The organism is Alloiococcus sp. CFN-8, from assembly GCF_049943125.1.
GTDB lineage: Bacteria > Bacillota > Clostridia > Clostridiales > Clostridiaceae > JAEXZL01.
The window spans coordinates 1548611-1564528 of the sequence record NZ_CP188040.1; the positions used below are offsets into that span (position 1 = coordinate 1548611).

At 39.5% G+C, this 15918-nt stretch carries 8 protein-coding genes, 2 tRNA genes and 3 rRNA genes; all 13 read right to left on the reverse strand.

What is annotated here, in order from left to right; translation table 11 throughout:
- Positions 1-7: 7 nt before the first annotated feature.
- The 13 genes from ACPWSR_RS06920 to yaaA all read right to left on the reverse strand — a co-directional run bounded on the left by ACPWSR_RS06920 (position 8) and on the right by yaaA (position 15916).
- Positions 8-2704: a UPF0182 family protein gene (locus ACPWSR_RS06920; protein ID WP_426350957.1), complete on the reverse strand. Its 2697-nt coding sequence runs from the start codon at positions 2702-2704 to the stop codon at positions 8-10.
- Positions 2705-2735: 31 nt separating this feature from the next.
- Positions 2736-3251, reverse strand: a complete 516-nt coding sequence (locus tag ACPWSR_RS06925) for a transcription repressor NadR (RefSeq protein ID WP_426350958.1) — start codon at positions 3249-3251, stop codon at positions 2736-2738.
- Positions 3252-3272: 21 nt separating this feature from the next.
- Positions 3273-3788, reverse strand: coding sequence for an HD domain-containing protein (locus ACPWSR_RS06930; RefSeq protein WP_426350959.1), 516 nt, complete (start codon positions 3786-3788; stop codon positions 3273-3275).
- 200 nt (positions 3789-3988) lie between these two features.
- Positions 3989-4064: transfer RNA gene (locus ACPWSR_RS06935), tRNA-Ala, on the reverse strand.
- A gap of 24 nt (positions 4065-4088) precedes the next feature.
- Positions 4089-4165 (reverse strand) — tRNA-Ile (locus ACPWSR_RS06940).
- A gap of 5 nt (positions 4166-4170) precedes the next feature.
- Positions 4171-4287: ribosomal RNA gene (gene rrf, locus ACPWSR_RS06945) — 5S ribosomal RNA — on the reverse strand.
- Between the two features lie 74 nt (positions 4288-4361).
- Positions 4362-7270: ribosomal RNA gene (locus tag ACPWSR_RS06950) — 23S ribosomal RNA — on the reverse strand.
- 401 nt (positions 7271-7671) lie between these two features.
- Positions 7672-9182 (reverse strand): 16S ribosomal RNA (locus ACPWSR_RS06955).
- The 16S, 23S and 5S rRNA genes sit together here with 2 tRNA genes alongside, the layout of an rRNA operon.
- Before the next feature lie 495 nt (positions 9183-9677).
- Complete coding sequence (gene gyrA, locus ACPWSR_RS06960; protein ID WP_426350960.1) at positions 9678-12287, reverse strand: DNA gyrase subunit A; 2610 nt, start codon at positions 12285-12287, stop codon at positions 9678-9680.
- Positions 12288-12310: 23 nt separating this feature from the next.
- Positions 12311-14221, reverse strand: a complete 1911-nt coding sequence (gene gyrB / locus ACPWSR_RS06965) for a DNA topoisomerase (ATP-hydrolyzing) subunit B (protein ID WP_426350961.1) — start codon at positions 14219-14221, stop codon at positions 12311-12313.
- Positions 14222-14289: 68 nt separating this feature from the next.
- The gene (gene remB / locus ACPWSR_RS06970; protein ID WP_426350962.1) at positions 14290-14550 is read right to left on the reverse strand and encodes an extracellular matrix regulator RemB; all 261 of its coding nucleotides are present in this window, start codon (positions 14548-14550) and stop codon (positions 14290-14292) included.
- 13 nt (positions 14551-14563) lie between these two features.
- Positions 14564-15649 (reverse strand): DNA replication/repair protein RecF, encoded by a 1086-nt coding sequence (gene recF, locus ACPWSR_RS06975; protein WP_426350963.1) that lies wholly within the window; start codon positions 15647-15649, stop codon positions 14564-14566.
- Positions 15650-15709: 60 nt separating this feature from the next.
- On the reverse strand, positions 15710-15916 hold the full coding sequence (gene yaaA, locus ACPWSR_RS06980; protein ID WP_426350964.1) for a S4 domain-containing protein YaaA: 207 nt from the start codon (positions 15914-15916) through the stop codon (positions 15710-15712).
- Positions 15917-15918 lie beyond the last annotated feature (2 nt).

Consider the following 15918-nt stretch of genomic DNA (forward strand, 5'->3'; position numbering starts at 1 on the left):
ACAAAGATTATCTTCCATTAATTAAAATATTTCCAAGCTCCTCCATATATTCATCGTAAGCAGCCCAATCACCATTTTTTTGAGCTTCTATGGCTTTTTCATATAACTCTCTGGCTTTATCCATGGTATCCTTGAGGTCACCTTCCTCACCAGGAGAGCCCGAATTATTATCTACAGGAACCTGTTCACCATCACCAGAGTAGTTAAATAAGGATAATAGAGCCTTATCCACCGTTTCTTCTATAACAAGGCTTTCTCCATCATAAAGTATTACTCTTTTCATCTCTGGTATGCTATTGGTATCAGAAGACCTTAAATAAAGAGTTTGGACATACAGAAGAGATTCATTTATTGGGATTACTAAGGTATCCCCAAACTCTACGGAGGAGCCCTTAGAATTCCAAAGGGATATTTCCTTAGATATATTAGTATCCTGATTTATTTTATTTATAAATAGGCCTGGAGAATATACAGTTTTCTGAGTAGGAAATTTATACATTATAAGCTTACCATAATTATCTCTATCCATTCTTGCACCAAAGATAGAAGACATATTCTGCTTGCCCTTCATGTTAAAATACTCTAAAAGTATCATCTCAGGATCCTCTTCATTAATAAGCTTTGTCATTACATATGGAGATTCATTTACTCTTTCTTCATTTCCCGTCTCTGTGTTTAAGGTAGAAACCTGCCATATATCCTCATCAGTATAAAAGGTATAAGGATTAGTGATATGATAAGTGGTAAGAACATCACATTGAAGCTCAAAAAGCTCTGATGGATATCTGTAGTGACTTCTTATCCCCTCGGGCACTTCCTCATTGGATTTAAAAAGACCTTTATAGATATCATTGTAGCAGCGAGCTATGGGATCCTCCTCATCTACTATATAAAAGTTAACCTCTCCATCATAAGCATTAACTGTAGCCTTAATAGAATTTCTTATATAATTAATATCTCCATAGGGCTGAGAATAGGGATATTTGTCTGATACGGTATAGGCATCTATAACCCATATAAGCTCTCCTTCATTTATCACAAGATAGGGATCCTTTCCATAGGTAAGAAAGGGAGCTATTTTTTCTACCCTATCTATTATATTTCTGTTCAATAAAAGCTTGCTATCACCATTTATAGCATCGGATAGAATGAGCTTTGGCTCACCCTCATGAATAGCAAAAAGGATTCTATTAAGAAGGTTTAATTTGATTCCTCCCTGTCCCTCATATCTATATTCCTGAGTCTCTTCTCCCTTAGGATAATCAAACTCCATGATGTCAGTATTTACAATAGCATAGCTATCCGTGCTTTCTCCAAAGTATATCCTTGGATTATTAATTTTAATATCCGTTGAATTTACTGGAGGTATATCCTTAATTACATAATCAGGTTGTCCCTCGGAGGTTACAGAATTAACTCTGCTCATGGCAAGTCCGTACCCGTGTGTATATCTCAGATGCTTATTCTGCCATACACTACCGATATCACTGCTATCTATTTCTCTAGGAGATATGAATACCTGTGTATAATCACCATTTATTAAATACCTATCAGTATCTACATCGTTGAAGGTATAGTAATTTTTAATTACCTGAACCTGATTGTAAAAATCATAAACCTGCTCGAAGGAATTTATCTTTAGATTATCTATTATATCCTCATTTTCTTTTATATCTTCCTCTGTAAGCTTATCTTCAAAATTGAAATCAATCTCTTCGATATCATCTATATTATAAGCTTCCTTGGTGTACTCTATGTTATAGTTTATATACTTCTCTTCCAGCTCATATTCATTAGGGTTTACCTTAAACTGCTGTACTGTATTAGCAGCTATAGGCTGAAGTATGATAACAAAAAACATCGCTGATATTGTTATTATTATAGGCTTAAGCTTCTTTTTAAGGATGCTTGTAAATATTACTATAGAGGATATTATTCCAATAGCTATTATTATCCTAAAAAATATTAAGGTTACCTTAACATCAGTATAATTAGCCCCGTAAGCAACACCCCTGTCACTATATACTAGATAAAAGGATCTAAGCATATAGCCTATAGCTATCATTATCATTATAAGCGCTGCCAAAACAGCCATCTGCTTTCCTAAAAAACTAGATAAGCCTCCTGAAAAATTTATTACCTTTTTATTTCTAAAACCTTCTCTGATTCTATCCTTAGAAATACTTATAATATATGCTATGAAGGTAGCTATGGTAAATAAAGTTACTATAGTTAGCAGATTATTATATAAGGCCTGAATAAGGGGCAGCTTAAATACATAAAAGGATATATCCATATTAAAAATTGGATCAGCCTTATTAAAGGAAGCTGAATTAAAGAATTCTAATATTATATACCAATATTTATTAGCTATACTATATGAAAATAGCAATGCTATTAAAAGAGCTAAAGCTATGATAATACCTCTCTCTACTTTTTTAGATATTATTTTTTCTATAGAAGCCTTTAACTTAGGCAAACCCTTTAATAAGCATCTATAATAAAGTATTATTCCCATAAAGGCTATTGCAAATATAGGTAATATAACCTTAAGCATAGTTACTACTCTAATGAAAAACATCTCAACATAATCTACATCCTTAAACCACTGAAGATTGATTATAAATTCTGAGGCACTAAATACCAATACCATTAAAGCTATTAGAGCTAAAAATGCCCCCATAAAGAAATATTTCTTTTTCATTTTGCTCCCCCATAATATTATTAAATTGATTCTAATCCTCTAAAATATATCCTTTGTTTATAAGCTCTTTTTCTATATTCTCTAGTATTCCATTGTTTTCTGCAGCTATGGTATGGAGATGCATCCCTCCTGTTAAAGCTGATAAGGGCTCTGCATTATACCTTTTAAAGGAAAGCATAAATTCCTCTAAATCTGCCATGGTTTTTAACATGAGATTACATTTTATCTCTCCATAAAGAGGATGCTCTACAATTACGTCCTCTACCCTTCCTCCATACTTTATAATAGTTTTAAGCTCATCATACATTTCTTCTCTGGTATGACTTACAGCTATTATCTTTTTTATATAATTGTCAAAGCCTTTATTTACAATATAACCTTCAGGAGTTGCAATTATATCCTTGCCTTCAGCTCGTAAAATAGCTATGTCCTTAACTATTACCTGTCTTGTAACACCATACTCACCAGCTAAATCTGTTCCCTTTAAGGGTCTTTGTGAGTTTAATAAAGAAGTGTAAATAAGCTCTCTCCTATTATTTGAGTTCATTATTCTCCCCCCTTTTTAGCTTTAATTTTTATTATCAGCATATTTTAATATCTTCAGAGGTAAGGTTTCCTCTACATCTTCCTCATGATGATTCTCTACTGCATATAAAAATTCGTTGCTGTAGCCAAAATCCTTAAGGAGCTTAACCCCTTCCTTAGGATGATAATAATAAATATATACAGCATTGAATTTACTTAGTTTCTTAAGCTTATTTCTAGTAAGCTTACCAAGTAGTACAACTATAGATTTATTAATTATATTTAATGGATAAACTTGCTTCCCAACATCATGAAGAAGTGAAAGCTTTATTATTTCTTCTTTTGATATCTCTATATTATCCGTATATTTCATCAGGCTTTTATAATAGGCTTCAGCATCCTTTGCTACTCTTATAGCATGATGTCTATCTGCCCTTGTCATTTTATCAAACAAAGCTCTTTCCTCTTGGTTTAGATATCTTATTAAATAATCTTCATCCACCTTTTTTAAGAAAGAACTTACAGCCCAATAAAACTGCTTAATCCTATATTTAGCCATAGCTTTCTCCTTCGTACTTTTCTTAATATTATAAAATAAAAATCAATATAATTATATCATATAAACATGTAAATAATTTATAGGCTAATAGTTATATTTATATTGTAACCACTAAATAATTCAGGTCTTTTGATATTAACAATAAGTAAAAATAAATAAAAAAAGAAAAACTGCAAAACTAATGTTTTGCAGTTTCTTTTTGGTGGAGATAAAGAGATTCGAACTCTTGACCCCCTGCGTGCAAGGCAGGTGCTCTCCCAGCTGAGCTATACCCCCAAGTATCAGCTTTAAAAGCTGATATGGTGGACCTTCAGGGACTCGAACCCCGGACCTACCGGTTATGAGCCGGTTGCTCTAACCAACTGAGCTAAAGATCCTTAAGATCCGGCAACTTCCTACTCTCCCACAGAGCTTCCCCTGCAGTACCATCGGCCCTATGAAGCTTAACCGTCGTGTTCGGAATGGGAACGGGTGTTACCTTCATGGCATTGCCACCGGATATTCTGGTTTTGAAAGAATTTTTGTTCTTTCAAAACTGCATACAGAATGATGTTAGTAAAGTCGTCATTTATTTTGGTCAAGCCCTCGACCTATTAGTATCGGTCAGCTGAACACGTTGCCGTGCTTACACCTCCGACCTATCAACCTCGTGTTCTTCGAGGGGTCTTACTAGCTTACGCTATGGGAAATCTAATCTTGAGGTGGGCTTCACGCTTAGATGCTTTCAGCGTTTATCCCTTCCCGACATAGCTACCCAGCTGTGCTCCTGGCGGAACAACTGGTGCACCAGAGGTCAGTCCATCCCGGTCCTCTCGTACTAAGGACAGCTCCTCTCAAATTTCCTGCGCCCGTGGCGGATAGGGACCGAACTGTCTCACGACGTTCTGAACCCAGCTCGCGTGCCGCTTTAATGGGCGAACAGCCCAACCCTTGGGACCTACTTCAGCCCCAGGATGCGACGAGCCGACATCGAGGTGCCAAACCTCCCCGTCGATGTGGACTCTTGGGGGAGATCAGCCTGTTATCCCCGAGGTAGCTTTTATCCGTTGAGCGATGGCCCTCCCACGAGGTACCACCGGATCACTAAGTCCGACTTTCGTCCCTGCTCCACTTGTAGGTGTCGCAGTCAGGCTCCCTTATGCCTTTGCGCTCTTCGAACGATTTCCGACCGTTCTGAGGGAACCTTTGAGCGCCTCCGTTACTTTTTAGGAGGCGACCGCCCCAGTCAAACTGCCCGCCTAACAATGTCCCGTCACCAGCTTCATGGTGCCCGGTTAGAATTCCAGTACTGTCAGGGTGGTATCCCAAGGTTGACTCCACAGAGCCTGACGACCCTGTTTCCCAGTCTCCCACCTATCCTGTACAGACAATACCGAAACTCAATGCTAAGCTGCAGTAAAGCTCTACGGGGTCTTTCCGTCCAACCACGGGTAGCAAGCATCTTCACTTGCACTACAATTTCGCCGGATTTGCAGTTGAGACAGTGCCCAAGTCATTACGCCATTCGTGCGGGTCAGAACTTACCTGACAAGGAATTTCGCTACCTTAGGACCGTTATAGTTACGGCCGCCGTTTACTGGGGCTTAAGTTCATGCCTTCGCTTGCGCTAAGCAATCCCCTTAACCTTCCAGCACCGGGCAGGCGTCAGCCCCTATACATCAGCTTACGCTTTAGCAGAGACCTGTGTTTTTGCTAAACAGTTGCTTGGGCCTATTCTCTGCGGCCATGTCTCCATGGCACCCCTTCTCCCGAAGTTACGGGGTCAATTTGCCGAGTTCCTTAACTGCAATTCTTCCGCCAGCCTTAGGATTCTCTCCTCACCTACCTGTGTCGGTTTGCGGTACGGGTACTGTCTCTCTCCCTAGACGCTTTTCTTGGCAGCGTGGAATCATGTACTTCGGCCCCGTGGGACCTTCCCCATCACACCTCAGCTTAATACAGGCGGATTTGCCTATCCTGTATACCTAAGTGCTTAGACCAGCATCCAATAGCTGGCACACACTATCCTCCTGCGTCACGCCATCGGTAATAACGATTAACAGCAGTATCGGAATATCAACCGATTGTCCATCACCTACGCCTTTCGGCCTCGGCTTAGGTCCCGACTAACCCTCAGCGGACGAGCCTTCCTGAGGAAACCTTAGGTTTTCGGCCAATGGGATTCTCACCCATTTCTCGCTACTTATGCCTACATTCTCACTCCTGTACAGTCCACCGCTCCTTACGGTACGACTTCAGCCCATACAGGACGCTCCCCTACCACTGACACTAAAAGTGTCAATCCGTAGCTTCGGTGATAGATTTTAGCCCCGGACATCTTCGGCGCGGGATCTCTCGACTAGTGAGCTATTACGCACTCTTTGAATGAGTGGCTGCTTCTAAGCCAACATCCTAGTTGTCTTAGAAATCCCACATCCTTTACCACTTAATCTATACTTGGGGACCTTAGCTGACGGTCTGGGCTTTTTCCCTTTTGACAATGGCACTTATCTGTCACTGTCTGACTGCCGGACTCATAGTATGCGGCATTCGGAGTTTGATAAGGTTCGGTAAGCTATACGCCCCCTAGCCCATTCAGTGCTCTACCTCCGCTACTCATATCCGACGCTAGCCCTAAAGCTATTTCGAGGAGAACCAGCTATCTCCGAGTTCGATTGGAATTTCTCCGCTATCCACAGCTCATCCCATGGTTTTTCAACACCAACGTGGTTCGGTCCTCCACGGAATTTTACTTCCGCTTCAACCTGGCCATGGATAGGTCACCCGGTTTCGGGTCTACGGCATGCAACTAGTCGCCCTATTAAGACTCGGTTTCCCTTCGGCTCCGTACCTAAAGTACTTAACCTCGCTACATACCGTAACTCGTAGGCTCGTTCTACAAAAAGCACGTCATCACACACATAAGGTGCTCTGACCGGTTGTAGGCACATGGTTTCAGATTCTATTTCACTCCCCTCCCGGGGTTCTTTTCACCTTTCCCTCACGGTACTTCTTCACTATCGGTCATCAGGTAGTATTTAGCCTTGGGAGGTGGTCCTCCCTGCTTCCCACAAGGTTTCACGTGTCTCGTGGTACTCTGGATCAGAACTGGCTATCAATGACTTTCACCTACAAGGCTGTTACTTTCTGTGGCCCAGCTTTCCAGCTGGCTTCGGTTAGTCATCTCCTGCATTTATTGTTCTGTCCGCAACCCCGGAAACAAGTTTCCGGTTTGGGCTCTTTCCTTTTCGCTCGCCGCTACTAAGAAAATCGATTTTTCTTTCTCTTCCTCCAGGTACTTAGATGTTTCAGTTCCCTGGGTTTACCCTCCATAACCTATGGATTCAGTTATGGATACATGGGGTTACCCATGTGAGTTTCCTCATTCGGAGATCTCCGGATCACTGGCTATGTGCGCCTACCCGAAGCTTATCGCAGCTTATCACGTCCTTCATCGGCTCCTGATGCCAAGGCATTCACCATGCGCCCTTTGTAGCTTGACCATTCGCTCGCACTAAGCTGCGTATAACTTCGTCAACTTCGTCGCTGTGGTGCTCACGTACGCTTTGTACGCTCCGCTCCTCGCTCCTCGTTTCCTCGTTCTACTTCGCTTATTGCTCGCTCTGACGTTATAATTTTTGACGTTATAACATCAAGGTTTTATTAGTTTACGGTTTTACAATTAATTCTCAGCGAAATCATACATTGAATAAACAATTTATAATTTGCACTTTAAAAGATTGTAGTTATCTTTACTTACATCAGTTTCTGTATGCAGTTTTCAAAGAACAAGTTGAAAGACATAGTCTCTCAAAATTGGACAGAGAATTTGGTTGTAGAATAAACCCAGCTTTGTGAATCCGTACTTTTCCAAGGGAAAAGATATCGGATTAAGTTTCCTTAGAAAGGAGGTGATCCAGCCGCAGGTTCTCCTACGGCTACCTTGTTACGACTTCACCCCAATCGCTGACCCTACCTTCGGCCGCTGGCTCCTTGCGGTTACCTCACGGACTTCGGGTATTGCCAACTCTCATGGTGTGACGGGCGGTGTGTACAAGGCCCGGGAACGTATTCACCGCGACATTCTGATTCGCGATTACTAGCAACTCCGGCTTCATGCAGGCGAGTTTCAGCCTGCAATCCGAACTGGGACGAGTTTTAGAGTTTTGCTCCACCTCGCGGTCTTGCGTCTCTCTGTACTCGCCATTGTAGCACGTGTGTAGCCCTAGACATAAGGGGCATGATGATTTGACGTCATCCCCACCTTCCTCCCGGTTAACCCGGGCAGTCTCGCTAGAGTGCTCAACTTAATGGTAGCAACTAACAACAAGGGTTGCGCTCGTTGCGGGACTTAACCCAACATCTCACGACACGAGCTGACGACAACCATGCACCACCTGTCTTCCTGCCCCGAAGGGCTTCCCCGATTAAGGGTAATTCAGGAGATGTCAAGTCTAGGTAAGGTTCTTCGCGTTGCTTCGAATTAAACCACATGCTCCGCTGCTTGTGCGGGCCCCCGTCAATTCCTTTGAGTTTTAATCTTGCGACCGTACTCCCCAGGCGGGGTACTTATTGTGTTAACGGCGGCACAGGGGGAGTCGATACCCCCTACACCTAGTACCCATCGTTTACGGCGTGGACTACCAGGGTATCTAATCCTGTTTGCTCCCCACGCTTTCGAGCCTCAGTGTCAGTTACAGTCCAGAAAGTCGCCTTCGCCACTGGTGTTCTTCCTAATCTCTACGCATTTCACCGCTACACTAGGAATTCCACTTTCCTCTCCTGCACTCTAGACGCCCAGTTTCAAATGCAGTTCCCAGGTTGAGCCCGGGTATTTCACATCTGACTTAAGCATCCACCTACACTCCCTTTACGCCCAGTAAATCCGGACAACGCTCGCCACCTACGTATTACCGCGGCTGCTGGCACGTAGTTAGCCGTGGCTTCCTCCTCAGGTACCGTCATTATCGTCCCTGAAGACAGAGCTTTACAACCCGAAGGCCTTCATCACTCACGCGGCGTTGCTGCATCAGGGTTTCCCCCATTGTGCAATATTCCCCACTGCTGCCTCCCGTAGGAGTCTGGGCCGTGTCTCAGTCCCAATGTGGCCGATCACCCTCTCAGGTCGGCTACGCATCGTCGCCTTGGTGAGCCGTTACCTCACCAACTAGCTAATGCGCCGCGGGCCCATCTCGAAGCGGATTTCTCCTTTAATCAGTTCATCATGCGATAAACCGATATTATGCGGTATTAATCTCCCTTTCGGGAGGCTATCCCCCTCTTCGAGGCAGGTTGCCCACGTGTTACTCACCCGTCCGCCGCTAGGAAACCTCCGAAGAAATTTCCTCGCTCGACTTGCATGTGTTAGGCACGCCGCCAGCGTTCGTCCTGAGCCAGGATCAAACTCTCAATTTAAAAGTTTGATACTTCTCAAAATTACTTAAAAAAATTGCTGGTTTGTGTTTGTTCTAAACTTAGTTCTCTGTTCAATTTTCAAAGACCAATTTCAAATGCTTTCCTCGAAAGCACTTTCTTAGTATATCACTCAAGATTTTTACTGTCAAGATTTTTTATTTAAAATCTTTCAGCGTTAAAGTGCTTTACAATCATCTCTTGCGAGCTGTTTTGTTACTGCACATCTCGGCGACGTAGAATATAATATCACAGGGATTACCTTAAATACTTCCGTTAAACTCCAATTTATTAACAAATTATATATATTCCTTTAAAATTCTATCATATACTTAATTATTCTCATAGTGATACACTTGGTTAAGTATACATTGTAATCATTGGTAAACTCCTTGATTTACTATGATTGATTTCCATTTTAAGGGTAAAATAATTAATCAAAAAAGGATTCCTTAAGAAACGAATTTCTTAAAGAATCCCTTTTATTGCTCTTATATTTTATTTATCTTCGTCCTCAGAGTCTATTTCTTCCTCATCCAGCTCTTCATCGTCCTCTTCATCATCAAAATCATCCTCGAGGATATCATCTTCTAAGTCATCAACTTCTTCTATACCATCTAATATTTCTTCCTCCAGATTATCTAAGTCATCTGGTATTGAAATCTCTGGCATATCCTCATCATTATCTTCGTGACTTCCGATTTTAGCAATAGCAACTATAGACTCATCCTCTGCACTTCTCATGAGCTTAACTCCTGAAGCAGTTCTTCCAGTCCTTGATATACCATCAATATTTATTCTTATAGCTACGCCCTTACTATTTATAAGCATAAGCTCATCTTCAGGGTTACATACCCTGGCAGCTGCAATCTTACCTGTTTTTTCAGTAATCTTGTAGGTTTTTATTCCTTTACCGCCTCTGTTCTGAACCTGATATTTATCAAGACTTGTTCTCTTACCAAAGCCATTTTCACTTACTACTACTAGATCCTGACCTTCTACTGCTATATCAAGAGATTTAGCTATATCATCTTCTCTTAATCTTATAGCTCTAACACCTGCTGCAGTTCTTCCCATAGCTCTTATATTTTTCTCATTGAATTTAATAGCATAACCGTTACGGGTAACTAATATAATATCTGCATCACCATAAGTAACCTTAACCTTTAACAGCTCATCTCCTTCTCTAAGGGTGATAGCATTAAGGCCGTTTTTCCTTATGTTAGCAAATAGCTTCAATGGTGTTTTCTTTACAAGGCCATGCTTAGTAGCCATAAATAAATAGCCCTTCTTTTGAATATCCTTCACAGAAAGTACAGTCTCTATCTTCTCATCTTGATTTATAGGAATCATGTTTATTACATTAGTTCCCTTTGCTGTTCTTCCTGCATCAGGCACCTCATAGGCTCTTATCTTATATACTCTTCCACGATTAGTAAAGAAGAGTAAATCTGAATGGGTGGAGGTTACAAACACCTGCTCTACAAAGTCATCCTCCTTAGTAGTCATTGCCTGTATACCCTTACCCCCTCTTTTTTGAGCAGAGTAAGTATCTGAGGATATTCTCTTAATATAGCCTGAGCTAGTAAGTGTTATTACTACCTCCTGCTCCTGTATAAGATCCTCTATGTTAATGTCATCATCAGACATTTCTATTACAGTTCTTCTCTCATCGGAATATTTTCTCTTGATTTCTAAGAGCTCTTCCTTGATAACTCCCATAAGTATAGACTCATTCTCAAGGATTTCCTTAAGTCTTGCAATAACCTTCATGAGCTCGTTATACTCTTCTTCTATCTTCTCTCTCTCTAAGCCTGTAAGCCTTCTAAGTCTCATATCTAATATAGCCTGAGATTGCCTATCGGAAAGGCCAAAGCGAGTCATAAGAGCTTCTTTAGCTATATCACTAGTCTTTGAGCTTCTAAGAATACTTATTACCTCATCGATATTGTCTAGAGCTATTCGGAGACCCTCAAGAATATGAGCTCTTTCCTCTGCTTTGTTCAGCTCAAATATAGTTCTTCTCCTGATAACGTCCTTCTGAAAATCTATATAGTGCTCCAGTATACTTTTAAGATTAAGAACCTTTGGTTCATTATTTACTAAGGCAAGCATTATAACTCCAAAGGTATCCTGCATCTTTGTATGCTTGTAAAGAAGGTTAAGAATTACATTGGCATTAGCATCCTTTTTAAGCTCTATAACAATTCTCATACCATCTCTATCAGATTCATCTCTTAAATCAGAGATTCCAACTATCTTCTTATCTTTCACTAAATCAGCTATATTTTCTATAAGTTTTGCTTTATTTACCTGGTAAGGAAGCTCAGTAACGATAATTTTATGTCTTCCATTTTCTTCTTCTATTTCAGACTTTGCCCTTACCTTTATTATTCCCCTACCAGTTTCATAAGCTTCCCTTATTCCTGCTGTACCAATTATTGTAGCTGCTGTTGGAAAGTCAGGTCCTTTAATATGCTTCATCATATCTAATACCGTACACTCTGGATTTTCCATAAGCTCTATGGTACCATCTATAATTTCTCCTAGATTATGAGGAGGTATATTTGTTGCCATACCTACAGCTATACCTGATGAACCATTAACTAAAAGATTAGGATATCTGGAAGGAAGCACAGAAGGCTCTTCTTCCTCTCCATCGAAGTTAGGAACGAAATCAACGGTGTCCTTATTAATATCTCTAAGCATCTCTACAGCTATTTTATTCATCTTAGCTTCTGTATATCTCATTGCCGCAGCGCCATCGCCATCTACAGAACCAAAGTTTCCATGCCCGTCTACCAAAAGATATCTTATGGAGAAATCCTGAGCAAGCCTAACTAAAGCATCATAAACAGAACTATCACCATGGGGATGATATTTACCAAGTACATCTCCGACGATTCTAGCACACTTTCTGTAGCCCTTATCTGGTGAAAGTCCTAACTCATTCATAGAATGTAGAATTCTTCTGTGTACAGGCTTTAATCCATCTCTTACATCAGGAAGAGCACGACCTACTATTACACTCATAGCATAATCTATGTAGCATTTTTTCATTTCGTTTTTTATATCTACCGGTACTACTTTTCCTTCATTGTTATTCATCAAATTTTCACCTCATATAACTTCTATATGTCTAAGTTAGTTACTCTCTTAGCATTTTTCTGTATGAACTCTCTTCGAGGCTCTACCTTATCCCCCATAAGTATAGTAAATATCTCATCCGCTGCCATAGCATCCTCAATGGTAGCCTTTAATAATATTCTTCTTTCTGGATCCATGGTAGTTTCCCAGAGTTGTTCTGCATTCATTTCTCCAAGACCTTTATAACGCTGTATAGCTACAGTATTATCCTTACCACCAAACTCTAGGAGAGTATCCTCCAGCTCTTTATCAGAATAAGCATAAGCAGTTCTCTTACCCTTAGAAACCTTATATAATGGAGGCTGAGCTATATATACATGACCCTGATCTACTAGCTCTCTCATATACCTATAGAAGAAGGTTAAAAGTAATGTTCTTATATGAGCACCATCAACATCGGCATCAGTCATGATTATTATACGATTGTATCTGATCTTTTCTACATCAAAATCCTTACCGATACCACCACCAAAAGCAGTTATCATGGATCTTATAGTTTCAGAATTTAGTATTCTATCGAGTCTTTGCTTTTCTACGTTAAGTATCTTACCTCTTAGAGGAAGTATAGCCTGGAAACGTCTATTTCTTCCCTGCTTTGCAGAGCCTCCCGCAGAATCACCCTCAACTATATAGATTTCACATTCATCAGGATTTTTAGAGGAACAGTCAGCAAGCTTACCTGGAAGGGTAGACCTCTCAAGAACAGATTTTCTTGTAAGCTCTCTTGCCTTCCTAGCTGCATCTCTAGCTCTTGCAGCCATTAAAGCTTTATCAACGATAGACTTTCCTACAGAAGGATTTTCTTCTAGGTAGGTACTAACCTCTTGATTCATTATGCTTTCTACTATACCTCTAACTTCACTATTACCTAGCTTTGTTTTGGTCTGACCTTCAAATTGAGGCTCAGAAATCTTAACGGATACTACTGCTGTAAGACCCTCTCTTATATCTTCTCCCTGAAGATTTTTATCATTTTCTTTTAAATGACCAAATTTCTTTGAATAATCATTAAACACTCTTGTTAAAGAATTCTTAAAGCCTATCAAATGGGTACCACCCTCAGTAGTATTAATGTTATTGGCAAAAGAGAAAATATTTTCACTGTAGCTGTCATTATACTGAAAAGCTATTTCCACCAAAACATCATCCTTGCTACCTTCTAGATAAATAGGCTCTGGATGTAATACTTCTTTGTTCCTGTTTATATAAGAAACATAGGACTTTATTCCACCATCATAGTGAAAGATTTCTTCCTTGCCATCTCTTTCATCTCTAAGCTCTATAGTTATTCCTTTATTTAAAAAAGCAAGCTCTCTGAGTCTGTGCTCTAATATTTCATAATCGTATTCAGTTTCTTCAAAAATTTCTGGGTCTGGCTTAAAATAAGTTTTTGTTCCATGCCCCTCTGATTCCTCAAGCTTCTCCACATCAGATACAGGTATTCCTCTTTTATATTCCTGTCTCCAAATAAAGCCCTCTCTAGTAGACTCTACTATACAGGTTTCAGAAAGAGCATTTACAACAGAGGCACCAACACCATGTAAACCACCAGATACCTTATAGCCTCCACCACCGAATTTTCCACCAGCATGAAGTACAGTCATTATAACCTCTAGCGCAGACTTCTGCATTTTAGGATGGAGCCCTACAGGCATACCTCTACCATCATCTACAATGGTAATAGAATTATCAGTATTTATGTTTACACTTATAGTACTGCAATAGCCTGCCAGTGCTTCATCTATACTATTATCAACTATTTCGTATACTAGATGATGAAGTCCTGTAGAGCTTGTGCTTCCGATGTACATTCCTGGTCTTTTTCTAACAGCCTCAAGACCTTCAAGGACTTGTATCTGACTTTCATCATAGCTTTGCTTATTATTTTCCACCATAATATCCTCCTATTTGATATTTCCTATAGAGCCAATGACAGCATAAATAGCTGCTCATATTAAAGCAGCTAAAGATCATAGTTAATTTTTGTTCTTTTGGAAAGTGTTGAAGAAGATATGGGAGAAAGGTATATTTTACTTTTTTTATTTACTTCTGCTATAACAAAGGACTTTGGTTTATCCTTAGTAATTCTCTCTACAAAGCCGTCCTCTTCAGCCATCCTTAAAAATTGTATGGTATCTGAGCTATACATTGTATTATCCAAATCAAAAATTCCTATAATGTCTTTTATAGGAACTACAACATTTTCACCTAAATGTAAGAACACAATAATTCCTCCTTTAAAGGACAATAGTTCCATCTCTCACGGTAAATACTTTAGACTTATCATCTAAATATTCGTAAATATCCTCAATACCTGTACAGGTTATGATTGTTTGTATATCCTTAATAGAGCTAAGGACATATCTTTTTCTTTTAAAGTCTAATTCTGATAAAACATCATCTAAAAGTAATACAGGGTATTCACCAGTCTGCTCCTTAATTATCCTAAGAGAAGCAAATTTCATTGTTAGAACAGAGGTTCTTTGCTGTCCCTGGGAGCCATAGCTTTTTGCATCTATGCCATTTATAAATATTAAAAAGTCATCCCTATGGGGCCCCTGTGATGTTATACCTCTTTCTCTATCCTTTTGTCTATGCTCCTTTAAAGCTTTAATTAAAGCCTCCTCTAAATCTCCACTGAGATTTACAGAGCTAACATACTTAAAGGTTATCTCCTCCTTGTTAGAGGTTATATCCTTATGAATCCTTCCTCCATGAATATTAAGCTTATGGAGATACTTCTGCCTTTCCTCTAGGATGTACTTTCCGAAGGCTGCAAGCTGATAATCATATATATCTAGCATACTTTCTTCTAGATTCTTGTTTTTTAGTACACTGTTTCTCTCGTTTAAAACCTTATTATATTGTACTAGATTGTAATAGTACTTGGGATCTAGCTGACTTAGCTCCATGTCAATAAATTTTCTTCTTACTCCTGGTGATTCCTTGACTATCTTTAGATTTTCAGGAGAAAACATCACAACGTTAAAGGCACCAATAAGCTCTGAAACCTTATTTACCTTAATAGAGTTTACATTTATCGCTTTTTTCCCATCTTTAAATATAGCAATATTGATTTTTTTGTCAATTCTAGATCTTTTTACATACAGGCTAATAAGAGCTCTATCACCATTCCAGTTAACAAGCTCTTTATCCTTATTAGTTCTATGAGAACGGGCAAAGCCACAATAATACATCGCTTCAAGAATATTTGTCTTTCCTTGAGCATTATCTCCCATAAAAACATTGACATTCTCACTGAGGCTAATACTAAGCTGTGAGTAATTCCTATAATTCATTAGTTGAATATGTTTTATAAACATTAAAAACACCCATTAAATTATATCATATTTTTAAGCACATTTTAAAAGAGGGAGTTAAATTTAAATAATTTTATAAATTTCACCATGAAGCTCAACAGTATCTCCACTCTTTAATTTTTTTCCTCTTTGGGTACATACCTCTCCATTTACCTTAACTTCGCCTTCTTGAACATAAATCTTAGCTTCTGAGCCCATAGAAGCAGCTCCACACCATTTCAAAAAAGCATCAAGCTTTATTATTTCCGTGTTTATCTTTATATTGTGCATAT